Genomic DNA, 26,329 nt, shown 5'->3' with positions numbered 1-26,329 from the left:
AGGTGCCGTGGTCGTTCTGAGCGGCCTGAAGTGCCCCGGGTTTTGTTCCTAGGCATTTGCCTTGATTTCTATTATTGCCTGTGGCGGGTTCTGCTTCCAAAACTCGGTTTCGACCTCGACCGGGGTTCGGTATCCCAAGCTTTGGTGGAGCCTTGTCTCGTTCCACCATGACACCCACTCGAACGTCGCGATTTCTACCTCGACAACATCATCCCACCTGCGGGTATGAATCAACTCGTTCTTGTAGGAACCATTAACGTTTTCAGCCAGAGCATTGTCATAGGAATCACCAACAGTCCCGGTGGAAGCGATAATGCCGTGCTGGGCAAGTCGCTCGTTGTAGACCACGCTGACATACTGTGAGCCGTGATCCGAATGGTGAATGAGACCTGTTGTTTCCTCAGCACACACGATCGCCTGGTTAAGAGCTTGCAGTGGCAGTGCTTCGGTCCGCATTGAATCTGATAACGCCCACCCGACGATCCGTCGGGAGTAGACGTCGGTGACAAACGCGGCGTAGACAAAGCCTTTCTTCGTGCGCACATACGTAATGTCGGCCACCCACAGCTTGTTCGGGCCCTGAGCTTTGAACTCACGCTCAACCAAGTCCGGGCGCAGATCAGGCACGTTAGCTTTTCGGGTTGTGATTGGTGATCCGCCTGTGCCTTTGCCAGAAACACCGGCCAGGCGCATCAGTCGGGCGGTTTGTTCACGCCCGATATCGATTCCTTCACGGCGAAGCGCATGCCACATTTTCCGCACACCGTAAGCACCGTAATTATCCCGATGAACAGCACTAATGCGTTCAACTAGAACAGCATCACGAAGGCGACGAGCACTTAACCCCTCGGGCTTTGGACTGGCGATAACCACGCGGGGTGATAAACCCACCAGCCCGGTTATTTTTCAACGTCTTACAAATGAACTCGACAGAGAAATAATTCCGGTATTCATCGATGAACCGGATCATTTCCGACGTTTCGGGTCGAGTCATGAGGCGAAAAAGCTGAGGCAGCCTTCAGCAGCTCATTAGTGTCGCGTAGCTGGTGATTTTCACGGCGCAGCCTCGCGTTTTCGGCGGCCAAATCTTCACACACAGGTTCTGGGATGTTTCCCGAACGGCGGGCCTGCTGGGTCCATTGACGAGCCGTGTGCCATGAAACCCCCAACTTTGGAGCTACTGCCTGGCACGCGGGGTGCATCGACATGTTTTCTGCCAGGATGCGATCCTCCACCAAGCGAACGACGCGGTCCTTGGCATCCTGGTCAAATTTTCTTGGCATGTTCCAGATTTTCCCATCTACTCAAACGGAACAAAACCTGGGACACTTCACAGCACGCGTTTACAGGCACTGCAGTCGCAGAAACGCTCCAACACCTCATCGACACCTACGGGCCACCCGCATCCACACTCACCGACAACGGACTGGTCTTTACGGCACGACTCACAGGTCGAAAAGGAGGCCGCAACGCATTCGAGAAAACCCTCAACCACCACCGCATCCAACAGAAAAATGGTCGTCCAGGCCATCCCCAAACTCAAGGAAAAATCGAGCGCTTCCACCAAACACTCAAAAATCGATCAACGCCCGACCACCCGCTAAAGCCGTCGCTGAACTGCAGACACTCCTCAATGAATTCCGCGACTACTACAACACCACACGCCCCCACAAAGCCCTAGGCCGACGCACCCCACACCAGGCCTACACCACCGGCACCAAAGCCAACCCAGCCCACAACCCGACACAAGAATGGCGCACAAGAAACGACGTCGTCTGGGACAACGGCAAAACCACCGTGCGCTACGCCGGCAAACTCTTCCACCTAGGCATCGGCCGCAAATGGAAGAGAAAGAAAATCCTCATGGTCATCGCCGACAACCACGTCATCACATCACTAGCCGAAACCGGCGAAGTCATCACCGAACACTACATCGACACCAGCCGCAACTACCAAAAGCCCTACTGGAAACAAGGAGACCCACCCCTAGACCCCAAATAACAACAAAACCGGCATCCCAGAACAAAAAGAAACTGAGATGCCGGTTTGTCAACGATGTCGCGACTCACCCGTCAAGCATGTCGCGACTCATGACAGTGGAGCCGACGACGGGAATCGAACCCGCGCCAGCAGCTTGGGAAGCTGCAGTTCTACCATTAAACTACGTCGGCGCTGCGCTAAATGCGCTTTCCCTACTATACACCTTGGGTAGGCGATTGAGTAGAATCGGGTCCGTGCTTCTTTCAGATCGTGATATTCGTTCCGCCATTGATTCCGGAGAGCTGGGCATCGAGCCCTTTGATAGTGAGCTTATCCAGCCTTCTTCCGTTGACGTGCGCTTGGATAAGTACTTCCGCGTATTCAATAACTCCCGCTATACGCACATTGACCCCAAAGAGGAGATGCCGGAGCTTACCACCTTGGTGGAAGTAGAAGAGGATCAATCCTTTATTCTTCACCCCGGCGAGTTTGTTCTTGGTGCCACGTTGGAGAAATTCACCCTCCCGGCTGACCTTGCCGGGCGTTTGGAGGGTAAATCCTCGCTGGGACGGCTGGGCCTTTTAACCCACTCCACCGCGGGCTTTATCGATCCCGGCTTTTCCGGGCATATCACCCTGGAGCTTTCCAATACCGCGAACCTGCCCATTGCGCTATGGCCGGGGATGAAAGTGGGCCAGCTGGCCATCTTTAAGATGACCTCGCCGGCGGAAAGCCCCTATGGCACGGGTGCCTTGGGATCGAAATATCAAGGTCAGCGCGGCCCAACGCCATCAAAGTCTTACCTGAACTTCCGCAGGGATTAATCTGGTATTTACATAAAATCTCTAGGATGAGGTTTTATGCGGATGACTGTTATTGGCACCGGTTACCTGGGTGCTACCCACGCCGCCTGCATGGCGGAATTGGGGCATGAAGTATTAGGCGTCGATGTAGACGAGGATAAAATCTCCGTCTTGCAATCGGGCAAGGTTCCCTTTTTTGAGCCGGGGCTGCCGGAGGTGCTCGAGCGCAATATTGATGCTGGGCGCTTAGGGTTTAGCACGGATTATGACGAGGCCGCGCAGTTTGCCAACGTGCACTTTCTCGGCGTGGGAACCCCGCAGCGCCGCGGTTCTTATGCAGCGGATATGACCTACGTTAAGGCCGTTATCACGGACTTGGTGCCCAAGCTGCGCGGGGAGCACGTCATCTTTGGCAAATCCACCGTTCCGGTAGGTACGGCGGCGGAACTCCAAGAACTTGCGGACGGTTTAGCGCCCGAGGGAACTCGCATGGAAATCGCGTGGAATCCAGAATTTTTGCGCGAAGGTTATGCGGTGCACGACACCATTACCCCGGACCGCATTGTCATTGGCACCCGCGAATCAGAATCCCGCGCGGAAGAGCTTGCCCGCGAGATCTACGCGCAGCCGCTAGCGAAGGACACGCCCTTCATCGCGACCGATCTGCAGACCGCGGAGCTGGTAAAAGTATCCGCCAACGCTTTTTTGGCGACCAAGATTTCTTTCATCAATGCAGTTTCCGAGATTTGTGAGATCGCGGGGGCGGACGTGGTGGCGTTGGCGGATGCCATTGGCATAGACAAGCGCATTGGTCGCAAGTTTCTCGGCGCGGGCCTGGGCTTTGGCGGTGGATGCCTGCCCAAGGATATCCGCGCCTTTATGGCGCGCGCCGGTGAGCTCGGCGCTGATCAAGCGCTGACCTTCCTGCGCGAGGTGGATGCGATTAATATGCGCCGGCGCGACCGCATGGTGGATATGTCTAAAGAAGCCTTCAATGGCTCGCTATTGGGCCACCGCGTCACCGTGCTGGGCTGTGCCTTTAAGCCGAACTCGGATGATGTGCGGGATTCGCCGGCGCTCTCGGTGGCTGGATCCTTGTCCTTGGCGGGTGCGGCGGTCACCGTCTATGACCCAGAGGGCATGGAAAACGCCAAGAAGGTTTTTCCCACCTTGGACTATGCCGCCGACACGGAAACCGCCTTGCGGGAGGCGGAACTTGTCATCCTGGCTACCGAGTGGGAGCAGTTTAAGGAACTGGACCCGAACGAGGCCGGCGAGCTGGTAGATAATAAGCGCATTATCGATGGCCGCAATGTGCTGGACGTTGCGGCCTGGTCCAACGCCGGCTGGAAGATACAGGCGCTGGGGCGCACGCTTTAACGGCGGCGTGACGGGACCGTAAACGCGGCAATCAGCGTGGTAATTGGGACTGCGAGGGTCAGTGCCATGGCGCCGACGCCGGAGCGCAGGAGTTCGGTGGCGACGAGATCGCTGCTAAGTATTTGCCCCGCGGGGCGTTCAGCGGCGGTGATGAGCAGGAGCAGGGGTAATGCGGCGCCGGTATAGGTCAAAATGAGGGTATAGACCATCGAGGCAATGTGGTCGCGGCCGACCCTCATGGCGGATAAGAAAAGCTCTAGCGGTGTGGCAGCGGGGTCGGATTCATGCAGCTCGGTGATGGTGGAGGCTTGGGCGATGGCGACATCGGCAAGGCTGCCCAACGCACCCACGACGAAACCGCACAGCAGCACGCCCAGGATGGAGACATTGGGCATATATAGCAGCAGCTTGAGGTTATCTTCGGAGCTAAAGCCTTGCAGCTGCGAACTATCGATGGCCGCCCAAGCCAAAAACGCGGCGATGGCGAGCGCCGTCAGTGAACCGCCGACCGCAGAAGCGGATTTCCAATTCACGCCGTGGACAAGCGGCACGGCAAGGAGAATGATGGCGGTACAGGCGGCGAGGGCCACCCACAGGGGATTGGTGCCCGCAATGAGCGCTGGGATGAGGAAGCTGAAGACGATACCAAGGCTCAACCCCAAGCCGATGATCGCGCGCACCCCATGCCACGCCGCGAAAGCAATGATGACGATCGCGATGACCACTCCCCAGAGCAGGAGGCTATGGCTGCGCTGATAATCGGCAAAGGCATACGATACTGCCCCGGCAGGATCGGTGGCCTTGGATAGCACGATGTCATCGCCCGGCTGCAATTCTGGGTCGCCCGCGTTGCCGTAGGTGACCAATTGGGTCATCTTTCCCTCGTCCTCGCCGGAGGTGATCTTCACCAGCGCCCGGTCACAGTCCACTTCTTCCTTTTCCGGAATAAGCGGCGGGGTATCAAAGGCCAAGCCGGTCTGCTCCGATTGGCACGCCGAATGATCGGTCTTCTCCACGGTGCCTTCCACCTGCGGGTGGTTCAACGCGTAGGTGGACTCGAACTCCTCCGAGGTATGCTCAGAGGCAGCACTAGTGGGCCAGAGCAGGACGAGGCCGACCAGCATGGCGATAAGGGCCGCACCGATGGCGGTTACTAGCCCAATGCGCCACGGGTGACCGGATACCGAGTGCGCCAACTGACGTGGCTTTAGGCGTTGTAACCTCGACCGGCCCTGCGCGTGCCCGCTGGACTCCGATCGACCCTGCGCTTGCCGATGCCGCGAAGCGGCGCCCGTCGTCGAATTAGAAACCGAGGAATGTCGTCCCATACGATGTATTGTCAACGATTATTACTGCAATTACCAATCGTCTGCTGGGGTGCTATTGGCGGTAGCTTACTAAGAAATTGCCCAAGCGTTCGATGGCGTTTTCTAATTGGGAGGCCCAAGGCAGCGTGACCACGCGGAAGTGATCCGGGTGCGGCCAGTTGAAGCCGGTGCCTTGGACCATGAGGATCTTTTCCGCCTTGAGGATGTCCAACATGAGTTTGGAATCATCGTGAATCTCATAGACATTGGGATCCAGGCGCGGGAAGAGGTACAGCGCGCCCTTGGGCTTTACCGCGGAAACACCCGGAATCTCATTGATCTTGTCGTAGGCGATATCGCGCTGGCGCAGCAATCGTCCCCCAGCCCCGGTGAGCTCGTAGATGGATTGGCGCCCGCCCAGCGCCACCTGGATGGCGTGTTGGGCGGGGACATTCGGGCACAGGCGGGTACCTGCCAGCAATTCGAGGCCCTCGATAAGCCCGTGCGCATTATGCTTCGGGCCCGTAATAACCATCCAGCCTGCGCGGTAACCACAGACGCGGTAGGCCTTGGATAGGCCATTAAAGGTAAAGGTCAAAAGATCGGGGGCCAGCGAGGCGATGGAGATATGCTTCGCATCGTCATAAAGGATGCGGTCATAAATCTCATCGGCCAAAATCAGCAGGTTGTGCTCCCTGGCGATGTCCACGATCTGCTGCAGGACCTCGCGCGAATACACCGCACCCGTTGGGTTATTGGGGTTGATGACCACAATGGCCTTGGTCTTTTCGGTGACCTTGGACCTAATATCCTCGATGGACGGGTTCCACTCGTCTTCCTCATCGCACAGGTAGTGCACCGGGGTGCCACCGGCCAGCGAGGTTGCCGCCGTCCACAGTGGGTAATCGGGCGCCGGGATAAGGATCTCATCGCCATTATTGAGCAGCGCCTGGGTGGTCATGGTGATAAGTTCTGATACGCCATTGCCCAAGAAGACATCGTTGATATCAAAATGCGGGAAGTCCTCGAGCTCATAGCGCGTGACGATGGACCTCCGGGCCGAGGTAATGCCTTTAGAGGTGGAATAGCCCTGGGAGGTGGGCAAGGCGCTGATCATATCGCGCATGATGACATCGGGTGCATCGAAGCCAAAGACGGCGGGGTTGCCGGTATTGAGCTTGAGGATGGTGTGGCCGTCCAGCTCCATTCTCTCCGCTTCCGCTGAGACCTCACCGCGAATATCGTAAGCGATGCCCTTTAATTTTTCGGACTGGTCAAAGATGCGGGGTGTGGGAGAAGTCATGGCCATATTGTGCCATCTTTCACAGCGCTAAGAAGGATTGCAGCGCAACTCAGTGCTATTTTTTATTCCACTTGCTGATTTGCTTCTTCGCCATTTCCATAGCTTGACCAGTAATTTCACCGGCCTGCTGGCGGCGCTCGGCCCACATTTTCTTCTCTAATTCTTTTTGGTGCGCCCGCTCGTGTGCCGTCAGTGCACGGATTTCGCGCTGTTGTTGGCGCTCAATCTGCCGCACCGAGGGGGCATGCCACGATTGCGGGCCCACCTTGGCCACGTACAAGAGGATCCACACGATGGGAATGAGCGCTGCGGCTACGGCACCGCCCGCTAGCAACCAGGGGCTATTCATGGTGGCGCTGAGCATGACAAGAGTAGGCGATGCCGCGAGCAGAACCACCGAGCTGGTCAGCGCGGTAGCGATGCGGGGCTTTTTCGCGGCATTAAAGGCGCGCTCCACATCGCCCTGGGAGTAGATTTTTGCCTCTTGCGATCCGGTCGCAGGGATATCACTGAAAATTGGCGCCAAGTCCTTGTGGGTGACGGCCTGCATGACGCTATCGGAGCGCTCCTCAAACTCGGTCATAGATAAGCGGCCTTCGCCCACTGCGCGGGCTAGATCCGTCAGGGCATCGTTGCGCTCTGAATCAGATAGACGCAGTGTCCGGTCATAGGGGGAGGATCCGTAGCTATTAGTCACAGCCACCATAATAGACAACCTGATTCAAAAAGAATATGCCCTGCCACGGTGGCAGGGCATAGCTTCTAGTGCGGGGTACACAGGCTAGAGCTCTTGCGACTCATCTTCTTTGTCGTCCTCGTTAGAATCCGATTTTTTCTTTGGATCGGATTCATCAACCGTCTTGGAGTTCTTCCTTCCCACCAGGTTGGCCAAGAACGGGAAGATGGCAACGGTCAATGCGCCACCGGCGACGAAGATGGATGCGGTTTCTTGCTTCATCAATTCCGAATTAACGGCCAGCGACGTCACGGCTACGATGATCGGCAGGCCGGTCGCCGTGTACAGGCTGACCTGGAGGCGTTCGCGCACCGTTTCAATTTCGGAGCCGGTGTGGCCCACATTTTCGCGCAGGAATACCGGCAGGCCGCGGGTGACGAGAATAAGCGCCGGGATGCCCAGTACCTTCCCCGGGTTATTAGCGATGGTATCCCAGTTAATCGTCATGCCGGAGACCACGAAGAAGACCGGGATGAGCATGGAGTGAAAGACCACATCGAGGCGGTGTTCTAGCCGTCGATGGAATTCATCCGGAATGATGCGGTTCAAGATGATGCCGGCGGCGAAGGCGCCCAGCACGATGTCGAGCTCAAAGACCGCCGTGACGGCCATGAGGGTGGCAAGGATCAGGATGATAAGGCGCAGAATGGTCTGGTTGGTAGACCCCGCACCGGAGATAAACGCCGCTTTAACCCACGGAATCGTCGTGGCAATGGCCGCCGGCATGATGGCGACGGCCACGGAGATGCCGATGAACGCAAGCATAATTAGCAGCGTGGTCCACGTGGAGCGCGTGCTCAGCAGCAGCGCCATCGCGGTAATGGGGGCGACCTCACCAATAGCGCCGTGAATCATGACCGATTTGCCCACTTTGGTCTCGAGCACACGGTCCTGCTTCAACATGGGTTGCAGCGTTCCCAGTGCCGTGGACGTCAGCGCCGGCGCCACCACGATGGCACCTGGGACGTTATCGACCAAGAAGTACGCACCGATGCCGCAAGCCACGAGGCAGATAAGCCAGGTGGACAGCGCGGTTCCCGCCTCTTTGGTCTTGAGCGTAGAAATCTCGATTTCAAAACCGGCGAGCAAGAAGAGCGCACCAACGCCCAGCTCTTTCAGCATGCTGATGCCGGCATCCTCATGCGCGACATCCAAAAGCGATGGGCCGATGACCATGCCAAAGATGATCAAAAGGGCAACGGCCGGCAGCCGGTTGCCCAACATGAACGACACTATGGGCGCCAACAGCGCCGCTAACATGATCCAGGCAAAGGAAACGAGGCTAGTGGTGTTTTCCGTCGCACCCGCTGCGAGAACAACAGTATCCGCAGCCCATCCCACATCTAAATGCATGGATCACAGCGTACGCACTCATCCCTGCACATGCCTACTCGGTATTCGTGTCCTTCGGCGGCGTGGGTGGCTTCGGCGGTTCCGGTGGCTTGGGGGCCTTGGGAGGCTCTGCGCTTGCCGATGGCGCCGGTGGTGCAGGCGGAGTGGATGGCGCGGACGGCGCGGACGATGCCGGTGGAGCCGGCGGGGCTGGCGGCGCAGCTGCCTCGGGTTTTTTGTCAGCCTGCGGTGGCTTTGGCGCTGCCGGAGCCTGTGGTGCCTTGGCAGCTTGCGGATCCTTTGGCGGTTGTGGAGCTGCAGGTGGTTCCGGCGCAGCTGGTGCTTGCGATGCAGCGGGTGGCTGCGGGGCCCTAGGCGGTTGGGGTGCCGCGGGTGCTTTCGCATTTGGAGCAGCCGGCGGAGTCGGGGCACCTGGAGCTGCCGGGGCACTTGGTGCTGCCGGAGCCTTCGGCGCCGCCGGGACGCTAGGTGCCGAAGAAGAACCCGGAGCCGCAGGGGCCTTAGGAGCCTTTGGCGGCGTGGGAGCACCCGGTGGGGCTGGCGCGCTGGGCGCGGAGGGGGCACTCGGTGCAGAAGGTGGAGTAGGCGCCGACGGTGCATTAGTGGATTGCGGCGCGCTCGGTGAGCTGGGTGCGTTGGGTGCCGAAGGAGCCTTGGGGGCCGCCGGTGCCGAAGGCGCGGCTGGAGCTGCCGATGCCGAAGGAGCAGAAGGCGCGGAGGGTGTAGCAGGTGGAGTGGCAGCGGTGGGGGTATTGCTGGAGGAGGGGGCATCGGCAGGCGTGGGTGCCTTGGGGGATTCAGCGGTGGTGGTAGCTGAGGCCGCACGGTGGCGCACTGGGGTGGCCAAGAACGCCTTGGGGAGAGGCTCTGGAAGGGTGCCCTTGTCATCCAGGGAAATGGAATTGCGCAGCATGGTGGCCACGTCGTTGACCTGGGTGGTGGGGGTGGACTCGGCGGCCAAAGACTTCACGCCGCCGGTCATCATGACATTGCAGAATGGGCAGCCAGTGGCGATTTCCTCGGCGCCGGTCTCTAGTGCCTGCTCCGTGCGGAACTCATTGATGCGAGAACCCAACTTTTCTTCCATGAACATGCGCGCGCCGCCGGCGCCGCAGCAAAAGGCCTCATTGCGGGACTTGTCCATCTCGCGCAGTTCTACGCCGGTGGCCTCGAGAAGCTCGCGCGGGGGATCGAAGACCTTATTGTGCCGGCCCAAGAAGCACGGATCGTGATAGGTGATGGGCTTGCGGTTTTCTGGGGTGCGCGGAACCGGCTGCAGCAGCTTCTCGCGTACTAGTCGGTTGAGTAGCTGCGTGTGGTGGAAGACATCGAAATGCCCGTCGAAGTCCGGGTACTCATTGCGGATGGTATTAAAGCAGTGCGGGCAGGTCGTGATGATTTTCCGCTGGCCTTCCGGCACGCCCTCAAAAGCGTTGTTGAGGGTTTCCACGTTTTGTTGCGCCATCATTTGGAACAAGAACTCATTGCCGGCGCGGCGAGCGGGATCGCCGGTGCAGGTCTCGCCGGTAGAAAGCACACCGAATTTCACGCCGGCGGTGTGGAGAAGATCCACGACGGCGCGGGTGGTGCGGCGACCATTGTCATCATAGGCACCGGCGCAGCCGACCCAGAGGAGGTATTCCATATCGGAGAAATCCGCGGCGTCCTCGCCAATGATGGGTACCTCGATGCCATCGGCACGCGCCTCATCAATCCAAGCGCGGCGCTCGGAATTATTGCGGCCCCAGGGGTTGCCCTTGGTTTCCATGTTCTTAAATAGGCCGGTGAGCTCTGAGGGGAAATCGGATTCCGCCAAGACCTTGAAGCGGCGCAGGTCTGCAATATGGTCGATGTGCTCGATATCAGTGGGGCATTGATCCACGCAGGCCCCGCAGTTGGTGCAGGACCACAGGACGTCATCGTCGATGACACCAGCCATCGAGAGCACATCGAGGCCCTCGTGCGGGCTGTAATTATCTAGCGCACCTTGGCGCAAGTCCATCATGACCTTTTTGGGGCTGAGCGGCTTATCGGTATTCCAAGCCGGGCACAGCTCTTGGCAGCGGCCGCATTCAGTGCACGCGGTTGAATCCAGCAGCAACTTCCAGCTGCCAGGGGTGATGTCTTCTTCCAAGTCCGGGGTGGGCAGGGATTTAAGCGCCTTATCCCCAGAGGTATTGCGCTGGAAAAAGATATTGAAAAACGCCATGAAGCGGTGCCACATGACACCCCACTGGAAATTGCGGGCAATAAAGAAGATGAAGAGGAGCCCGGATAGCAGCTTGACCAAGGCGAAGAAGCTGACCAGTGCCGGGGACTCAGGCAGTGCCTTAGCTAAGTGAACGGTCAAGAAATCCGCGACTGCGGAACCGCCACCAAAGGCCGCGATCTTGGAAGCTTTGACCAAGAGCATGCTGAGGCCCTCGATGAATACAATGGCCTCTACCCACCGGGCCGCCGCCGTTTGGGAGTTGAAAAAGCGGCTGCCGCGCTCGGTATCGCCTAGTTTCAGGCGCACTCCGATGAGGAAGCAGATGCCCAGCAACGTGCCGATGCCGAGTATTTCTTCTACAAAGTGATACACCGGCCAGGTGCTTAAGCCAGGCCACCCTTTATCCGGGGCGAAGGTTTGGATATAGGCCTCAAACCACACCAGGATGCCGAATAAAAAGCCCACCATGACCGCCCAGTGAGCGGCATTGACCAATGGCTTTCCCTTGAAGTGGGTGTGGCCGAAGACCTCTACCAGCACGCGCCCGAGGCGTTTTAGAGGGCTATTGGTGCGCTCTAGTTGGGTTGGTCCGCCCGAGCGGATGAACTTAATGAGCGCGCCTATGCGGGCGAAAAAGTATAGCCACACCGGAATCGATGTGGCTATAGCAATCCAACCGGACACGGTTGTCATTCGTGCTCCTTCACTACTGATGCTCCACGTTGTTATCTACCTTAAAGCCTCAAGGCGTCATCGTGGGAGTCAGTATTCAGTAACTATGAGTGAAGGGATATTGGCCTTAGTAGTGGAAGCCGCCTTCAGCTTCCGCCTTCTCAAAGGCGCGGGTAGCGATAGGAACCATACGTGCCTTACGCGGGAGGACGGAGAAGACTCCACGGACGGCACGGGAGAAGATCTTGAGCTTGCGCTCATCCTTCTTGGTCCACTCCCAGCCAAGCTTGTTGCGCAGCTTGTCCGGAATCATGCCGATAGCAACCCACAACAGCAGACGAGATGCGTAAGGTGCAATGGGCTTCCACAGCCAGTTGGGCACCTTGGGATCTGGGGTGTCGAGGGTAAGGCCGTTGATGATGCGGGAGCGCTCGATGGTTTCGCTGATATCGAGGGTATCGATCATGTTGTCTACGTACTCTTCAAACTCAGCGTACGTCTTTGGCGCATCGTCGGGCTCTGCAACCTCGTAGAAGGTGTACCAGGTACGGGTCTCCTGGAAGAGCTGCTCGCGCTCCTCTGGGGTCAGAGGATCCATGAAGTTGCCGGCCAGCTGGTACGGCATTGCAGCGAAGGTGGCGTGTGCCCAGTAGTACACATCCGGGTTCAGCGGGTGGTAGCGGCTTCCATCTGGGTGGGTGCCCTTGATGTCCTTGTGGAAGTCACGAATCATGACGCCAACTTCAGGGCCTTCATAGATCGTGCGGATGATCGGGAAGGCGGAGCGAACCAAGCGTGCAACCTCGTTATCGAAAACGTTCGAGTGCTGCACCAAGGACCGGCTGACGTCACGCTGGGCAATCTGCAAAAGACCAGCAGACAGTGCGACGAATGCGGAGCGCCAGTCACCAAAGCGTTGCCACAGGATGGAATCTGGACCCAGCTCAGGCAGGTTATCGGTGTTGTTATCTGCAGGTTGGGCGTGCTTGTCGTTTACAGTGCTTTCAGGATTGCTCAGAGTAGTCATTATGCCTCCTTAAGGGCAGTAGCGGACTTTTGTTGATTCTGGCGTTCGGACGAGGCGGACTCAGGGGCGTAGTTGGATGCTCGCTTGAAATCGTGGGCCGGTGCATCGAACCCTGCGAGCACTTCGCGGATTCCGCGTACGGTACCGGGCTGAACCAACCACTTATCGTGCTTGACGGTTAGTTCTCCTGGTCCACGAATCTCTAGCTGGCGGACGTAACGGCGGCAGTGATCGGCGCGGGCTTCGATGACAGCCAGTGGGCGACGCTTGAGGTAAGAGTCGCGCGGGGTAGGGCCGTCAACAAAGAGGGCATTAGGCAGCCCAAATACCTCTACACCGTGGTGCAGGTACATGTCATCGACGCTGGCCTTTGACCGTCCCGGAACGGAAATCCACGGGGATTCCTCGCCGGTGGCGCGAATCAACACATCGAAAGCTTGGGTTTCCTGACCGGAATCACCGAGGTAGGAGATTTCCCATTTGCCTTCTGCGCGGTCGAATTCGGCACCAGTAACGGCGGTGGAACCGCGGAACTCGGCGCCACTGGCAGCAACAGCCTCTTCAAGGTGGCGTACTACAGAAGCTGGCGAGCCGTCAGTTTTCGTGAGGCGGAGGTACGGGGTGCGGAAGTGGTACTTCCGGGAGACCTCGGTGGCATCAGCGGAATTGAAGTGACCGCCGATGTGTGGTTCTTGTTCAAAAAGAACGGTGTCGAATCCAGAGAATGCGCATTCAGAAGCCGCGGCGCATCCGGCTACTCCGGCACCGACGACTGCGACGGTCGGTCGGCGATATGGCTTGAACATACTGTTCCTTTCGAGTTTCACAGGGCACTTACCGGCCGCTGTGTATTGGCAATTTATGTACTCAGAGAGAACACAATTTGTGGATATGTTGTGATAGTACACATATCCCCAACAATTGTGAAGTGGATTACTGGATTTAAAAGCTGGCTGGTTATGCTGCGCAGTGCTTAGGGGAGGAAGCGCAAGGCCTTTCCTAAGCGCAACGCGGAGCTCAGCAGGGTGCCGTAATACTTATTGGGAAGCCAACTTGGCCCGCGCATCGGCATGATCCTTTGCGAGGAAATATTCTTCGCTTCCGTATATTTGGTCAGCCCCTCGTGGCCATGGCGGCGGCCAACGCCGGACTCCTTGACGCCACCCAGCGGGGTGGAAATCGAGGCCCACGTGGAGGCGTAGCCATCATTGATGGTCACGCTGCCAGCATCGATTTTCTCGGCGATGCCCTGCGCGGTTTCGGGTTGGCCGAATACAGAGGAGTTCAGGCCGTAGGGCAATTTATTTGCCTGCTCGATGGCCTCTTCAACATCGCGCACGCGTTGCACGTACACCACGGGGCCAAAGACCTCTTGCTCTGCAAGCTCGGTGCCTTCACCCAAATCAGTGAGAACCGTGGGCTCAAAGTGGTAGGGGCCGATATCCGGGCGGGGCTTGCCGCCGGTAATAACGGTGGCACCCTTTTCTACCGCATCATCGACGAAGTGCTGCACCACATCCAATTGGTTTTGGCCGATGAGTGAACCCATCGTGTAGTCCCAGTTCAAACCGGAACCAAGTTTGATGGATTCGGTTGCCCGGCGGAATGCGGTAATGAATTGATCGAAGATGGCATCGGGCACGTAGATGCGTTCAATCGACACGCACAGCTGGCCTGAATTGGAAAAGCAGGCGGTAGCGATGGTGTCAATATGCTTGTCGATGTCCGCATCCGGCGCGATGATCATTGGGTTCTTGCCGCCCAGTTCTGCGGAGTATCCAACGAGGCGCTCGCCTACGGTGGTGCCCAAAATCTTGCCGGTCTTGGTGGAACCGGTAAACATCAGGTAATCGCAGCGTTCGGAGATGGCGGAGCCGACAACTCGGCCGGAGCCGGTGACGATCTGCAGCAGATCCTTCGGCAGTCCTGCTTCCTTCAAGAGGTAGAGGGAAATCAGGTTAGAAAATGGGGTGGATCCGTCGGGCTTGGCCACAACGCCATTGCCGGCAAGTAGTGCCGCAACGGCATCGGAAATGCCCAATGCTAATGGGTAGTTCCACGGGCTGATTTGCCCCACAACGCCCTTAGGAACTCGCTGCAAGTGAGTTTTGGTGATGAGCGGAAATGCGCCCGGCTGCTTCTGAGTGGCCAGTAGCTTTGGCGCATTATTTGAGTAATAACGCGCGTTATTTAGTACATCGAGTACCTCATCAAAAGCGGCCGTGCGGTCCTTGCCGGTTTCCAGTTGGATGAAATCCGCCAGCAGCTCGCGGTGTTTAGCCACGAGGTGGTGGAAGCGCTTCATTACCTTTACGCGCTGCTTAACGTCGGTGTCGGCCCAGGCCTTTTGGGCCTGACGCGAACGGCGGAAAGCCTCATCTACGTCTTCTTCGGAACCTACTCCAACCCATCCTAATTTTTCTTCGAATAGGGGGGAATGGACCGCTTGGTGCTCGCCTTTATCCAGCGAACCAGTGGAGTAGTTAGTGGTGAGATGTTGTAGCTCAGTCAGTAAATGCTGTGGCAAGGGCCGTTCTTGTAGACGGCGTGGTAAAGACATGTAATGCACGCTCCAGAAAGATCAATGAAAAGGTTCGTGAGCTAAAAAGCTCACGAACAATTGGGAAGCCGGTGTGTTTTAGAACGGGCAGCCGGCAGCACGGCGTGCGGCTACTGCATCATCGGAATCCGGCTTGTCGGTAGATTCCGCGGTGGCAGCAGAGTCCTTAGCCTGAGCGGCGTTGTAGCCTTGGATCTTCTTCGGCTCCTTGTACTTGCCCTCAATCATGCCGTTCTTGATCATCAAGGAACGACCAGGCTCCATGTAGCGCTTGTCCTCTGGGAGGTGGTCCATGATGAAGCGAACGGACTTGGCGATGCGGTCGAAGCGCTTTTGGTCGCGCTTGGTCCACTTCAGATCCAAGATGTCGCGGTACTTCTGCGGCAGGGTAGCCACAGTCAACCAGATGGCGCTGCGCATAATGGGCTTCCAGATAACCTTCCATACGGCCTCTGGAACGCCTTCCGGAGCCTTGACCGGCTCTACGCGTGCGGTGCGCAGTGCGAAGTCAACGGTCTGGTTGCGCTCGAGCACGGTGTCTGCCATGTCATCCATGTACTTGATCAAGTCATCGTAGTTATCAATGACCGGACGCTCAGACATGCCGTACTTGTCCCACCAAGTCACGCCCTCGCGAACGATCTGGTCGCGCTCTTCCTTGGTGAACGGAGTACCGAAGAGATCTTGGGCGTAGATAACGCGGTAGACGAAGGTAGCGTGTGCCCAGTAGTAGGTCTCTGGGTTCAGGGAGTGGTAACGCTCGCCATTTTGCAGCGTGCCCTTAATGGTGACGTGGTAGTCGCGGATACGCTCACCGATGTCCCCATCATCGTAGATGGACTGAATAATCTGCGGCGTAGAGCGCTGCAGACGGGCGAAAGGTTCGTCGAAGAACTTCGAGTGGTCCAAAAGGGACTGACCAATCGCAGGGTGCATATTCTGCAAAATGCCGGTGTAACCGCGCAGCAGCTGCAGGCGGTTATCCGAGCCCCACTTCCACAACAGGGAATCCGGGCCCAAAGGAGCGCGGCGCAGTTCGCGCTTTTCTTCCTTCTTGTCCTGAGCGTTTACTTCTTCTGCTCCGGACTGAGAGGAATCAATGTGGGTATTTTCTTCGTTTGCCTGTGCATTTTCGGGTTTCAGTGAGTTGGACAATTCGACCCTCCTTAGTCGATAAAATCTGATGGTTGTGTAGCGTAACACACACCGGTGCGCACCTATTACATGGCGCACAAATTTGGGGGTGCAACGATGTGCGCTGCGGGTTTAGTGGGGGATCGGAAGTTGACAACGGCAGGGGGTGCGATAATCTTCATTAAACATATGACCTGGGCTACACTGTTGCGGGCGTATTTAATTGCACCCCTATTTGTGTGACGTGTCTCAGGTAGTGTTAACGTGTGTTCAAGCTCATTTAATCAGTGGATTGCGTAGGTCCAATACTCATCGTCGGCTTGTGTACCTCTGGCCGCGGTAAAGAGTGGGCTGAAAATTCACCGTAGACGGGGGATGCCGCTAAAACAGGCTGCTACCCCGCCTTTTCAATTCCACAGAAAGGTTCCTTCATGGGCAGGATTAGTATTCCAAAGTTTGCAACCGCACTGGCTGCCGGGCTTGCGGCTTTTGGTGTAACAGGTTTTGCGGTAGCCCAAGGTGGCTTGACCGCTAATATCGCACTTTCAGGAACCTTCTTTAAGGTGAACATGAGCCACCTAGAGGGCGAAGGATTGTCGATCTTCGTTGATAGGGACAAGATGGGAGAGGAAACCATCCCGGCCGCGCGCTTGAAGTTTGAGCACGCCGTGGCTTCCAACTTGTGCCTGTCTGCCAATCTTCCTGATGTCCCAGGGATTGGCGAGACCACCTTCGCCCTCCGTGCGAATGGTGATGACAGTGTGGAGGTAGAAAACCTCTTGGTTGGTGCTACCGACATTAAGGGTCAGCTCGATCTGACGAACGCCAACGTGGGTGTCGACGCCAGCCAGGTCAATGACAAGGCAGATCCAGGTTCGTGGGGATTGTACGCGCAGAAGGTGACCCTGAGCGCGGATGATATTCGTACGACCTCGGTGGGAGCAGAAAGGCTCGCTGCCTCTGGTGTGAATGTGACGGTGAAGAGGGGAAGCAACAACAATGGCTGCTAAGTCTTCTGATGATGAGACTTTGCGCATGCCTGCGGTGACCGAAACCGATACCGATAACGGCGAAGCTGCACGCAGCGCCCAAGATTCCTCCCAGGAGTCGGCCGGAAATACCGCTGGTGAGGCCGCCGTTGGCACCGATCACGCTAGTGCTGCGGAGACGAAGGCCGAGGACACCGCTGATGCTGGTGCTGAAGCCACGGCCACGGCGGAAAGCGATGGAGAGAACACATCGCAGTCGGTAGCGGATGCGGTCAAAGGTGCTAATGAACCGCAGGATTCCGCAGCGAATAACAAGAATGACAAAGCCGTAACCAGAGTGGCCCCTAAAGAGAGCTGGTGGAAGCGGTTTAAACACTGGCGCAAGCGTCGTCCGTTCGCGGGTGGCTTGTTGCTTATCTTGTCCGGCATCGCCATCGCTGCGCCGGCCTATATTACTGTGCGCATTTCAGATCTTTTGGTCATGATTTCCACGGTGTCTGGCGTTTCGACGCTCCTTATTGGTGCGGCACTTATCATGTTCGGCCTAGGATCTTGGTTTAGGCAGGAGACATCGTCTTACCTGGGTGTTTTAGCCATCTTGGTAGCGATCGTCGCGCTTCCCACCACCAACCTGGGTGGCTTCGTTATAGGCAGCCTTTTGGGCATTATCGGTGGTGCGCTCGCATTTGCTTGGCAGCCACAGGATCGCCAGAAGTCTCCTAAGAAGCGCAAGAAGAAGAAAAAGTCCCAGGCCAAAGAACTGGCGGTTTCAGCATGAAGCTATTCAGGCTGAGCTCGCTACCGCGTCGTCGCTCCGCTCGTGTGGTAAAAGGTAGTGCGCTCGCAGTGCTCTGCGCTTTTACAGCGGTGTGTGCGGTGAACCAACCTGAGGAAACCCGTGCGCAGGAAGGCTTGGCCTTAGCGCAATCTGAACTCAGCACGGTGACTGCTGATAATGTCACCCTGACTGGAAACGTAAGCGCCTCGCTCATCACTGTGCCTACCGCACAAGGTGAACAACGAGCACTGAAACTCGTAGGTGATAAGTTGGCGGCGCGTAACCTCGCGTTGACCCTGCCCGCTGCTATGGGGCAAGGCAAGCTAACCACTGGTGATGTAGAAACCACCGTCACGGACGGGCCGGTCACCGTCCTGACCACTGGACTGCAGACAACGCCTGCAGTGGTGGATCACCCCACCATTCCGGTAAACGTCGATCTATCCAACGGCGATCTCAACGCGGTGCTTGATCAATTGGGCGTTCCTGACCCGCACGTGGTGCCCGATGCTCCTATCCCGAACGTTTTGATGGAGCACATTTCGCTGCAAGATGTCACCATGGAGCTGGTCAACCTGCAGGGCGCTAATTTGCACGCCCCGCAGGTCCAGCTCAACGTGCAGTAACCACGCAGCGGCTCCTTCCCTTAAGCCTCGTTGAACTGCGATTGGTGCAGGCGCCAATAAGCGCCTTGGGCGCGCAGCAGTTCTTCGTGCGAACCTTGCTCGACGATGCCCCCGTTTTCCATCACCAAGATCAGATCAGCATCCCGGATGGTGGATAGGCGGTGGGCGATGACGAAGGAGGTGCGCTCGGCGCGCAGGGCATTCATGGCCTCCTGGACAAGCACCTCGGTGCGGGTATCCACGGACGAGGTCGCCTCATCCAAGATGAGCAGCGCAGGCTGGGCCAAAAAGGCGCGAGCAATGGTAATCAACTGGCGCTCACCGGCGGAGATGGCGCCGCCATCTTGGTCGATAACGGTGTCATAGCCCTCCGGTAGGGAGTGCACGAAGCGATCGACGTAGGTGGCCTTGGCCGCGGCGATAACCTCATCGTCCGTGGCATCGAGCCGGCCGTAGCGGATATTGTCCATGATGGTGCCCTCAAAGAGGACGGCATCTTGTAGCACCATGCCCACCTGGGAGCGCAGGGCGGTGCGGGGCATGTGGGCGGTTTCGTGGCCATCGATAAGAATGCGGCCTGAATCGATGTCATAAAAGCGCATGAGCAGGTTGACCATGGTGGTCTTGCCCGCGCCGGTGGGCCCCACGATCGCCGCGGTTTGCCCCGGCTCCACGCGTAGGTTGAGCCCGGTAATAAGTTCCTTCTCCGGCGAATAGGAAAAGCCAACGTCCTGAAACTCTACGCGGCCGCGGGCGCGGCCTACTAGCTCATCGCTGGTAGCCTCCAGCGATTGCTCTTCCGCATCGAGGAATTCGAAGACGCGCTCCGCAGAGGCCACGCCGGATTGCACCTGTTGCATCATGCCGCCCAATTGGCCCAGCGGCTGGTTAAATTCGCGGGAGTACTGGATAAAGGCGGTGGCCTGGCCCAGGGTCATCTGCCCGTTGGCCACGCGCAGGCCGCCAAGCACAGCGATGGCCACATAAGACAGGTAGGACACGAACTGCATGATGGGCATCATGATGCCGGAGAGGAATTGCGCCAGTGCAGAGGAGCGGAAGAGCTTGTCATTGCGCTCATCAAATTGGCGCGTCATATCCTCCGTGCGGCCAAAGACGATGCCCAGATCGTGGCCGGAGAAGGACTCTTCCACTTGGCCATTGAGCTGGCCGGTAGCGCGCCACTGGGTTTTAAATTGGCGCTGCGAGCGCCCGCCAATGACCCCGATGATCAGCGCGGTTAGCGGCAGCGCCAAGAGTGCCACCAGGGCAAGTTGCCAAGAGATGCTAAACATCATCACGGTGATGCCCAGGATCATCAGGATGTTATAGAACAGCTGGGAAAGTGCCTGCTGGAGGGCCTGTTGCACATTGTCGATGTCATTGGTGGTGCGCGAGAGGATATCGCCGCGCTGGTGGGAATCGAAGTAATTTAACGGCAGGGCATGCACCTTGGCCTCCACGCGCTTGCGCAGCTCGTAGACCGTGTCGATGGTCAGGCGGTTTAAGATGAGCCCCTGCCAGAGTTCGAAGGCGGCAGAGACGATGTACATCGCGATCACCGCGATGATAAGCGTACCCAAGCGGGTAAAGTCGATGCCCTCGCCGGGAGTGAAATCCATGCCGGAGGCCATATCGGCCACCTGATCCTGGCCCTGGGCGCGCATACCGTCGATGGCCTGCTGCGCCGAGATGCCAGATGACAGCTCGCGGGAGATGACGCCAGAAAAGATGACGTCCATGGCATCGCCCAAGATTTTAGGGGCAAAGACCGCGAGGAAAACACAGACTACGTCCATCGCCGCCACTACCGCTAGCATGCGCTTATAGGGCATGAGTAGCAGCAGTAAGCGCTTGGCAGAAGGCCAAAAATTCTTGGCCTGACGCGGTGCGGAACCGGACCATTCATCGGCGGCGACCTTGGCCTCAAGCTCCTGGAGCTCGGCGTCCTCAGCGGAGGAGTTGTGTGTGGTGTCCTTGGCCATTAGTGCTCTCCTCCAGCTACTCCAGCGGTTTCTTGGGATTCAACGATTTCCTGGTACACCTCTGAGGATTTCAGTAGCTCAGTGTGGGTGCCGCGGGCGACGATGCGCCCTTTATCGATGACCAAAATCTGATCGGCATCCTGGATGGAGGCCACGCGCTGGGCCACGATGATGGTGGTGACGGCCTCGCCGCGCTGAGTAAAGGACTGGTGCATGGCGGCGCGCACATTGGCATCCGTGACCACATCCAGCGCGGAGAAGGAATCATCAAAGAGGTAAATGCGCGGCTGGGCCACGAGCATGCGGGCAATGGATAGGCGCTGGCGCTGCCCGCCCGATACATTGGTGCCGCCCTGTGCAATGGGCATGTCCAGGTCATCGACGAAGTCCGCCTGCGCCACGCGCAGCGCCTCCCATAATTGATCGTCGGTGGCCTCGGGGCGGCCCAAGCGCAGGTTGGAGGCCACCGTGCCGCTAAACAAGTAGGCCTTTTGCGGCACCAGCGAGACACGGCTGACGATGTCCGGGCGGGAGAGGGAGGTGGTAGGGGTGGCATCGATAAGCACCTCGCCCTCGCTCGGGACGTAGAGGCGCGGGATGAGGGACAGCAGCGTGGTCTTGCCCGCGCCGGTAGAACCGATGATCGCGGTGGTGGTGCCGGGAGTGGCGGTAAAGGAAACATCCTCTAGCACCGGGGCATCCGCGCCGGCATAGGAGAAGCTGACATTGCGAAACTCTACGGTGCCGGACATGGTTTCCGGGGTGACGGTATCTTTCGGCGGGGTAATGGACGGCTCGTGGCTTAAAACCCCGGTGATGCGGCGGGCACACACAAGGGCGCGCGGGAGCATCATCGCCATAAACGTGCCCATCATGACGGCGGCGAGGATTTGCAGCAGGTATTGCAGGAAGGCGGTGAGCCCGCCGACATCGACAAGCCCGGCATCCACGCGTTGGCCGCCAAACCACAGCACTGCGCCCGTGGCCACGTTCAAGATGACGGTGATAAGCGGGAACATGAGAACAAAAAGCTGGCCGATTTTCAGCGAAAGCTGGGTAATGTCCTTATTGGCCTTGGTAAAACGCTCAGTTTCATAGGCCTCGCGCACAAAGGCGCGCACGACGCGGATGCCGGTGATTTGCTCGCGCAGGGTGCCGTTGATGGTGTCCAGCTTGTCCTGCATGGAACGAAAAAGCGGCATGAGCCGCGCGATGAGGACGGAGATGGTGCCGAGCAGCACCGCGACAGAAACCCACACCAACCAGGACAGTCCGGCGTCCTCGCGAATGGCCATGATGATGCCGCCGATGGACATAATGGGCGCTGTGACCATGAAGTTCAGCATCATCATGTAGACCATCTGCACCTGCTGCACGTCATTGGTGCCGCGGGTAATAAGGGTGGGCGTGCCGAACTCGCTCATATCTTCCGCGGAAAACGTGGTGACCTTGCGGAAGACCTCGCTGCGCAGGTCCCGGCCCACGCCCATGGCCGTGCGGCTGCCGCACCACACCGCGCCGATGGCGGTAATGACCTGGACAAAGGCTACGATGAGCATGATTGCGCCGGTGTCCCAGATATAGTCGATATCGCCCTTGGACACGCCCTCATCGATGATCTTGGCGTTCAAGGACGGCAGATACAGGGTGGCCGCGGTGGACAGCGCCTGCAGGATAAGTACCGCTAGGACATAGGGCGTATAGGGTGCCGAGCGGGTAAAGAGGATTCGGACCAGATCCATAAACCTGCGCTTCTTTCGAGGGAGAATAGGGATTAACCTGCAAGCATATCTGGTCGGCGCAGATGGGGCGAACGGTATTTATATTTAGGCACCTGACCTCGTAGCCGAACCTAGACCAAGACGTGCGCCAATTGTGCCCTGGCGATGACGCTGGCCCAGTCCTCAAAATCCGTAATTGGCGTGCACAGCCCCTCCCACGTGGTAACGGGAATGCCGCGGGCCTTTAATTCCATGACGATGAGCTCGCGGTCCCCGTGGGTGGCCAGCTGGTGGACCTCGTTATGGGTGATATCGCCGTCTACTCCCACGCGTACGTTTCCCAGTAGGCGCAGCCGCGGGGTCGTACCCGGTGCACACTCGTGCGGCACGGCCTCATCGACCACGCCGGCAAGCCCCGCGAAGCGGCGAAGTAGACCGAACGGTGCAGTTTTTTCTGAGATGAGGTCTACGCACATGCCGGCGCTTAGGAGTCTTTCCACGGTGGATAGGGCGGCAGGACCTTTTCCAATGATGGCGACACGCTGCATAAAAGTTCCTCCTCGGGCAAGTCTGGTCGGCCCGCAATAGACTACATTGTCTATAAAGTTAGGTCGGCTTGGTCTAGAAATAAAACATTTTATTCTCCCTTTCTGCCAAGCTCAGCGCCGTTTCCAGAAAAACGTGCTGCGTGAGCTACCGGGGTTGCCTAGTGTGTGAGCTCATGAACCCAACGACGAACCTGCTGGATGGTGGACACTCCTTCCGCGATCCCCATATCTCGCCCGAAGGCACGCGCGATACCGCGCCGCTTTCCACCGAGGTGGCCGCGCGCAATGAACAGCTAGTGGACACGTGGGCGGACAAGCTCTACGCCGAATCCGCAGACAACATCACCGAGTGGGCCGCCGAGCATGCCCCTGGCCAGCTTGCCGTCACCATGTCCATGGAAAATACCGTGCTGGCAGAGCTCTCCCATCGCGCCGGGCTCGCTGCTGACCTGCTTTTTATCGATACCGGCTGGCACTTCCCGGAGACCCTCCAGGTGGCCGAAGAGGTGGACAAGCGATACCCGGATCTCCCCCTAGTCCGCGTGCTGCCGCTGCTTAGCCCGGAAGAACAAGACGAGGTGTACGGCCCTCGCCTGTACGCGCGCGATACCGCCGCCTATAACCGCATGCGCAAGGTCGAGCCACTGAACATGGCCATGGATCCTTATGCAGGGTGGGTCACGGGCCTGCGCCGGGCCGATTCTGAGCACCGCGCCCACGCCCCAGCGCTCAGCCTGGACCGCACCGGGCGGTTAAAGATTTCGCCGATCATTACCTGGGACTTGGACGATACCGATAAATACATCGCAGATAATGACCTCATCATCCACCCGCTGACCCTGCAGGGATACCGGTCCATCGGCGATGCGCCGTTGACCTTCCCAGTCGGCGACGGTGAGGACGCCCGCTCCGGGCGAGTATTTGCAGATGGCAAGACAGAATGCGGGTTACACGAATAATGAGCACACTTTCCCCACACCTACAAGATTTAGAAAATGAATCCATCCACATCCTGCGCGAGGTGGCCGGGCAATTCGACAAGGTAGGCATCCTCTTTTCCGGTGGCAAGGACTCCGTCGTCGTCTTCGAGCTAGCCCGCCGCGCCTTCGCCCCGGCCACGGTGCCTTTTGAATTGCTCCACGTGGATACCGGCCATAACTTTCCCGAGGTCATCAAATTCCGCGATGACCTGGTCGCGGAATCCGGTGCCCGCCTCCACGTCGCTCACGTCCAAGACTGGATCGATAGCGGCGAGCTGCAGGAACGGCCCGATGGAACGCGCAACCCGCTGCAGTCGGTGCCGCTGGTAGAGACCATCGCCAAGCGCGAGTACGACGCCGTGCTGGGCGGGGCCCGCCGCGATGAGGAACGCGCCCGAGCCAAGGAACGCATCTTTTCCATCCGCGACTCCTTTGGCGGGTGGGACCCTCGCCGCCAGCGCCCCGAGCTATGGGATCTATACAACGGCGGCAAGATGGCCGGCGAAAACGTCCGCGTCTTTCCCATCTCCAACTGGACCGAATCCGATATTTGGGAATACATCGGCGCGCGCGATTTAAAGCTGCCTCCCATTTATTATTCCCACCAGCGCGAGGTATTCAAGCGCAATGGCATGTGGCTAGCGCCTGGTGAATGGGGCGGCCCCGCAGAGGGGGAGGAGCTGGAAACCCGCACCGTGCGCTACCGCACTGTGGGCGATATGTCCTGTACCGGCGCCGTGGAATCTACCGCATCGACCCCGGACGAGGTGCTCGCGGAGATCTCCATTTCCACCCTTTCCGAGCGCGGCGCCACCCGCGCCGATGACAAACTTTCCGAGTCCGCCATGGAGGACCGCAAGAAGGAAGGCTACTTCTGATGACCACGACCCTCGCGCCGAATGTCGGCGCCCTCAAACAGCGCGATACCCTGCGCTTATGCACCGCCGGCTCCGTTGATGACGGCAAATCCACCTTCGTCGGCCGCCTGCTCTATGACACCAAGTCCGTGCTCGCGGACCAGGTCGAGTCCATGGAGCGTTCCTCCTCCGATCGCGGCTTCGACGGCATGGACCTATCCCTGCTTGTCGATGGCCTGCGTGCCGAGCGCGAGCAAGGTATTACCATCGACGTGGCCTACCGCTACTTCGTCACCGATAAGCGCACCTTCATCCTCGCCGATACCCCCGGCCACGTGCAGTACACCCGCAATACGGTCACCGGCATGTCCACCTCGCAGGTGGTGGTGCTGCTTATCGATGCCCGGCACGGCGTCGTCGAACAAACCCGCCGCCACCTCAACGTGGCCGCGCTCTTGGGCGTGCGCCACGTCGTCCTCGTGGTCAACAAGATCGACCTCGTGGACTACGACGAGCAGGTCTTCCGCGATATCGAAGCCGAATTCCATAAGATTGCGCAGCGCCTGGACATTACCGATACCACCGTCGTGCCCATTTCCGCGCTCAAGGGCGATAACGTGGTCGAGCGCTCTACCACCATGGACTGGTACACCGGCCCCACCGTCCTTGAGGTGCTCGAGACCATCCCCGTCGCCACCGGCCGCGCCGATGAGCTGGACTTTCGCTTTCCCATCCAGTACGTCATTCGCGAGCACGCTACCGATTACCGCGGCTACGCCGGCCGCGTGAAGGCTGGGTCCATCTCCGTGGGCGATACGGTGCACCTGCCCGAAGGCCGCACCAGCACCGTCACCCAGATCGACACTGCCGATGGCCCCGCCGACACCGCCGCTACCGGTGACTCCGTCACGCTCCTGCTTGCCGACGATGTCGATCTCGCCCGCGGCGATCTCCTCGCCGGACCCCAACGCCCCGCGGCCACCCGCGAATTCGACGCCATCGTTGTGGGCCTGACCGAAAAGGACATTAAGCCCGGCCAGATGCTTAAGCTGCGCTACGGCTCTTCCCTGATTAAGGCCCGCGTCTCCGCCGTCACCCGCACCCTGGATCTCGATGGCGTTTCCGATGTGGAAGATCCCGAGTCCGTCGCCATGAACGATATCGCCCACACCACCATCCAGACCCAGGCCGAACTGCCCGTGGAGGACTACGCCGCCCGCGGCGCCGTGGGAAACTTCCTGCTCATTGATCAATCCTCCGGCAATACCCTGGCCGCCGGCTTCGTAGGTCACCGTTTGCGCTAAGGCTCGTGTACCAAGCGCACAAACGTCTACAGCAACCGCGATTCGCTCGATGCTAGGGTGATTCCGAGAAGAAC

The 26,329-nt window shown here is 58.4% G+C and carries 21 protein-coding genes, 1 tRNA gene and 2 pseudogenes; 9 read left to right on the top strand and 15 right to left on the bottom strand.

The genetic code is table 11. From position 1 onward, the window contains the following. Positions 1–48 precede the first annotated feature (48 nt). Both ACLI1O_RS10805 and ACLI1O_RS10800 read right to left on the bottom strand, forming a co-directional pair. Entirely contained in the window at positions 49–873 is an 825-nt protein-coding gene (locus tag ACLI1O_RS10805) for an IS3 family transposase (RefSeq protein WP_349883461.1), read from the bottom strand. Between the two features lie 77 nt (positions 874–950). Further along, positions 951–1,308: pseudogene (locus tag ACLI1O_RS10800) on the bottom strand (transposase). Here ACLI1O_RS10800 and ACLI1O_RS10795 point away from each other — a divergent pair. Next, a pseudogene (locus tag ACLI1O_RS10795) lies at positions 1,277–2,001 on the top strand (integrase core domain-containing protein). The pseudogenes ACLI1O_RS10800 and ACLI1O_RS10795 sit on opposite strands and share 32 nt — an antisense overlap. A 96-nt stretch (positions 2,002–2,097) precedes the next feature. Here the strand turns inward: ACLI1O_RS10795 and ACLI1O_RS10790 are convergent. Beyond that, a tRNA-Gly gene (locus ACLI1O_RS10790) sits at positions 2,098–2,171 on the bottom strand. 63 nt (positions 2,172–2,234) lie between these two features. Between ACLI1O_RS10790 and dcd the strand changes: the two genes are divergently transcribed. Continuing rightward, a complete protein-coding gene (gene dcd / locus ACLI1O_RS10785; RefSeq protein ID WP_023018083.1) occupies positions 2,235–2,804 on the top strand; it encodes a dCTP deaminase in 570 nt (189 codons plus the stop codon). Between the two features lie 42 nt (positions 2,805–2,846). Next, positions 2,847–4,163, top strand: a complete 1,317-nt coding sequence (locus ACLI1O_RS10780) for a UDP-glucose dehydrogenase family protein (protein WP_411706853.1) — start codon at positions 2,847–2,849, stop codon at positions 4,161–4,163. On the opposite strand, the gene ACLI1O_RS10775 is transcribed toward ACLI1O_RS10780, so the two are convergent. From ACLI1O_RS10775 to ACLI1O_RS10735, 9 genes are all read right to left on the bottom strand, one after another. Then, positions 4,160–5,287: a YibE/F family protein gene (locus ACLI1O_RS10775; protein WP_239269341.1), complete on the bottom strand. Its 1,128-nt coding sequence runs from the start codon at positions 5,285–5,287 to the stop codon at positions 4,160–4,162. The two genes, ACLI1O_RS10780 and ACLI1O_RS10775, sit on opposite strands and share 4 nt — an antisense overlap. A 256-nt stretch (positions 5,288–5,543) precedes the next feature. Next, positions 5,544–6,773: a pyridoxal phosphate-dependent aminotransferase gene (locus tag ACLI1O_RS10770; protein WP_239275407.1), complete on the bottom strand. Its 1,230-nt coding sequence runs from the start codon at positions 6,771–6,773 to the stop codon at positions 5,544–5,546. Positions 6,774–6,828: 55 nt separating this feature from the next. After that, the gene (locus ACLI1O_RS10765) at positions 6,829–7,479 is read right to left on the bottom strand and encodes a DUF1707 domain-containing protein (protein WP_239275409.1); all 651 of its coding nucleotides are present in this window, start codon (positions 7,477–7,479) and stop codon (positions 6,829–6,831) included. 75 nt (positions 7,480–7,554) lie between these two features. Beyond that, positions 7,555–8,862, bottom strand: a complete 1,308-nt coding sequence (locus ACLI1O_RS10760; RefSeq protein ID WP_411706851.1) for a cation:proton antiporter — start codon at positions 8,860–8,862, stop codon at positions 7,555–7,557. Between the two features lie 34 nt (positions 8,863–8,896). Then, complete coding sequence (locus ACLI1O_RS10755) at positions 8,897–11,767, bottom strand: (Fe-S)-binding protein (protein WP_239269264.1); 2,871 nt, start codon at positions 11,765–11,767, stop codon at positions 8,897–8,899. Positions 11,768–11,873: 106 nt separating this feature from the next. Then, positions 11,874–12,773, bottom strand: a complete 900-nt coding sequence (locus ACLI1O_RS10750) for an oxygenase MpaB family protein (protein WP_239269263.1) — start codon at positions 12,771–12,773, stop codon at positions 11,874–11,876. Beyond that, positions 12,773–13,579 (bottom strand): NAD(P)-binding protein, encoded by an 807-nt coding sequence (locus ACLI1O_RS10745; protein ID WP_239269262.1) that lies wholly within the window; start codon positions 13,577–13,579, stop codon positions 12,773–12,775. The genes ACLI1O_RS10750 and ACLI1O_RS10745 overlap by 1 nt, the downstream gene beginning before the upstream one ends. A gap of 167 nt (positions 13,580–13,746) precedes the next feature. Then, positions 13,747–15,333, bottom strand: coding sequence for a succinic semialdehyde dehydrogenase (locus ACLI1O_RS10740; protein ID WP_239269261.1), 1,587 nt, complete (start codon positions 15,331–15,333; stop codon positions 13,747–13,749). Positions 15,334–15,411: 78 nt separating this feature from the next. Continuing rightward, on the bottom strand, positions 15,412–16,488 hold the full coding sequence (locus ACLI1O_RS10735; protein ID WP_239269260.1) for an oxygenase MpaB family protein: 1,077 nt from the start codon (positions 16,486–16,488) through the stop codon (positions 15,412–15,414). Positions 16,489–16,898: 410 nt separating this feature from the next. Between ACLI1O_RS10735 and ACLI1O_RS10730 the strand changes: the two genes are divergently transcribed. The 3 genes from ACLI1O_RS10730 (at position 16,899) to ACLI1O_RS10720 (ending at position 18,860) form a co-directional block, all read left to right on the top strand. After that, positions 16,899–17,477: a DUF6230 family protein gene (locus ACLI1O_RS10730; protein WP_200288567.1), complete on the top strand. Its 579-nt coding sequence runs from the start codon at positions 16,899–16,901 to the stop codon at positions 17,475–17,477. Continuing rightward, on the top strand, positions 17,467–18,234 hold the full coding sequence (locus ACLI1O_RS10725) for a DUF6114 domain-containing protein (protein WP_239269258.1): 768 nt from the start codon (positions 17,467–17,469) through the stop codon (positions 18,232–18,234). Before ACLI1O_RS10730 ends, ACLI1O_RS10725 begins: the two co-directional genes overlap by 11 nt. A gap of 98 nt (positions 18,235–18,332) precedes the next feature. After that, entirely contained in the window at positions 18,333–18,860 is a 528-nt protein-coding gene (locus tag ACLI1O_RS10720; protein WP_239269257.1) for a hypothetical protein, read from the top strand. A gap of 20 nt (positions 18,861–18,880) precedes the next feature. Here ACLI1O_RS10720 and ACLI1O_RS10715 read toward each other — a convergent pair whose 3' ends face one another. The 3 genes from ACLI1O_RS10715 to ACLI1O_RS10705 all read right to left on the bottom strand — a co-directional run bounded on the left by ACLI1O_RS10715 (position 18,881) and on the right by ACLI1O_RS10705 (position 23,114). Continuing rightward, positions 18,881–20,845 (bottom strand): ABC transporter ATP-binding protein, encoded by a 1,965-nt coding sequence (locus tag ACLI1O_RS10715; RefSeq protein WP_239269256.1) that lies wholly within the window; start codon positions 20,843–20,845, stop codon positions 18,881–18,883. After that, positions 20,845–22,587 carry an ABC transporter ATP-binding protein gene (locus tag ACLI1O_RS10710; RefSeq protein WP_239269255.1) on the bottom strand — a complete coding sequence of 581 codons (1,743 nt, stop codon included), beginning with the start codon at positions 22,585–22,587 and terminating at the stop codon, positions 20,845–20,847. The genes ACLI1O_RS10715 and ACLI1O_RS10710 overlap by 1 nt, the downstream gene beginning before the upstream one ends. A gap of 110 nt (positions 22,588–22,697) precedes the next feature. Then, positions 22,698–23,114, bottom strand: a complete 417-nt coding sequence (locus ACLI1O_RS10705) for a methylenetetrahydrofolate--tRNA-(uracil-5-)-methyltransferase (RefSeq protein ID WP_239269254.1) — start codon at positions 23,112–23,114, stop codon at positions 22,698–22,700. A gap of 173 nt (positions 23,115–23,287) precedes the next feature. Between ACLI1O_RS10705 and ACLI1O_RS10700 the strand changes: the two genes are divergently transcribed. The 3 genes from ACLI1O_RS10700 to ACLI1O_RS10690 are packed head-to-tail and all read left to right on the top strand — an operon-like array spanning position 23,288 to position 26,255. Beyond that, positions 23,288–24,073, top strand: a complete 786-nt coding sequence (locus ACLI1O_RS10700) for a phosphoadenylyl-sulfate reductase (RefSeq protein WP_284771655.1) — start codon at positions 23,288–23,290, stop codon at positions 24,071–24,073. Beyond that, positions 24,073–24,972, top strand: coding sequence for a sulfate adenylyltransferase subunit CysD (gene cysD, locus ACLI1O_RS10695; protein WP_284771656.1), 900 nt, complete (start codon positions 24,073–24,075; stop codon positions 24,970–24,972). The genes ACLI1O_RS10700 and cysD overlap by 1 nt, the downstream gene beginning before the upstream one ends. Further along, positions 24,972–26,255: a sulfate adenylyltransferase subunit 1 gene (locus ACLI1O_RS10690; protein WP_411706849.1), complete on the top strand. Its 1,284-nt coding sequence runs from the start codon at positions 24,972–24,974 to the stop codon at positions 26,253–26,255. Before cysD ends, ACLI1O_RS10690 begins: the two co-directional genes overlap by 1 nt. Positions 26,256–26,329 lie beyond the last annotated feature (74 nt).

Source organism: Corynebacterium sp. LaCa78, assembly GCF_046717505.1.
In the GTDB taxonomy this organism is placed as follows: domain Bacteria; phylum Actinomycetota; class Actinomycetes; order Mycobacteriales; family Mycobacteriaceae; genus Corynebacterium.
The sequence above is the reverse complement of the archived record's forward strand: the minus strand, read 5'-3'. Positions and strand labels throughout refer to the sequence as shown.

Coding starts and splice junctions, on each gene's coding strand:
- ACLI1O_RS10755 (WP_239269264.1), bottom strand. CDS start 11,767: ATGACAACCGTGTCCGGTTGGATTGCTATAGCCACATCGATTCCGGTG.
- ACLI1O_RS10725 (WP_239269258.1), top strand. CDS start 17,467: ATGGCTGCTAAGTCTTCTGATGATGAGACTTTGCGCATGCCTGCGGTG.
- ACLI1O_RS10690 (WP_411706849.1), top strand. CDS start 24,972: ATGACCACGACCCTCGCGCCGAATGTCGGCGCCCTCAAACAGCGCGAT.
- ACLI1O_RS10705 (WP_239269254.1), bottom strand. CDS start 23,114: ATGCAGCGTGTCGCCATCATTGGAAAAGGTCCTGCCGCCCTATCCACC.
- ACLI1O_RS10710 (WP_239269255.1), bottom strand. CDS start 22,587: ATGGATCTGGTCCGAATCCTCTTTACCCGCTCGGCACCCTATACGCCC.
- ACLI1O_RS10715 (WP_239269256.1), bottom strand. CDS start 20,845: ATGGCCAAGGACACCACACACAACTCCTCCGCTGAGGACGCCGAGCTC.
- ACLI1O_RS10745 (WP_239269262.1), bottom strand. CDS start 13,579: ATGTTCAAGCCATATCGCCGACCGACCGTCGCAGTCGTCGGTGCCGGA.
- cysD (WP_284771656.1), top strand. CDS start 24,073: ATGAGCACACTTTCCCCACACCTACAAGATTTAGAAAATGAATCCATC.
- ACLI1O_RS10750 (WP_239269263.1), bottom strand. CDS start 12,773: ATGACTACTCTGAGCAATCCTGAAAGCACTGTAAACGACAAGCACGCC.
- ACLI1O_RS10770 (WP_239275407.1), bottom strand. CDS start 6,773: ATGACTTCTCCCACACCCCGCATCTTTGACCAGTCCGAAAAATTAAAG.
- ACLI1O_RS10700 (WP_284771655.1), top strand. CDS start 23,288: ATGAACCCAACGACGAACCTGCTGGATGGTGGACACTCCTTCCGCGAT.
- ACLI1O_RS10730 (WP_200288567.1), top strand. CDS start 16,899: ATGGGCAGGATTAGTATTCCAAAGTTTGCAACCGCACTGGCTGCCGGG.
- ACLI1O_RS10765 (WP_239275409.1), bottom strand. CDS start 7,479: ATGGTGGCTGTGACTAATAGCTACGGATCCTCCCCCTATGACCGGACA.
- ACLI1O_RS10760 (WP_411706851.1), bottom strand. CDS start 8,862: ATGCATTTAGATGTGGGATGGGCTGCGGATACTGTTGTTCTCGCAGCG.
- ACLI1O_RS10775 (WP_239269341.1), bottom strand. CDS start 5,287: ATGCTGGTCGGCCTCGTCCTGCTCTGGCCCACTAGTGCTGCCTCTGAG.
- ACLI1O_RS10780 (WP_411706853.1), top strand. CDS start 2,847: ATGACTGTTATTGGCACCGGTTACCTGGGTGCTACCCACGCCGCCTGC.
- ACLI1O_RS10740 (WP_239269261.1), bottom strand. CDS start 15,333: ATGTCTTTACCACGCCGTCTACAAGAACGGCCCTTGCCACAGCATTTA.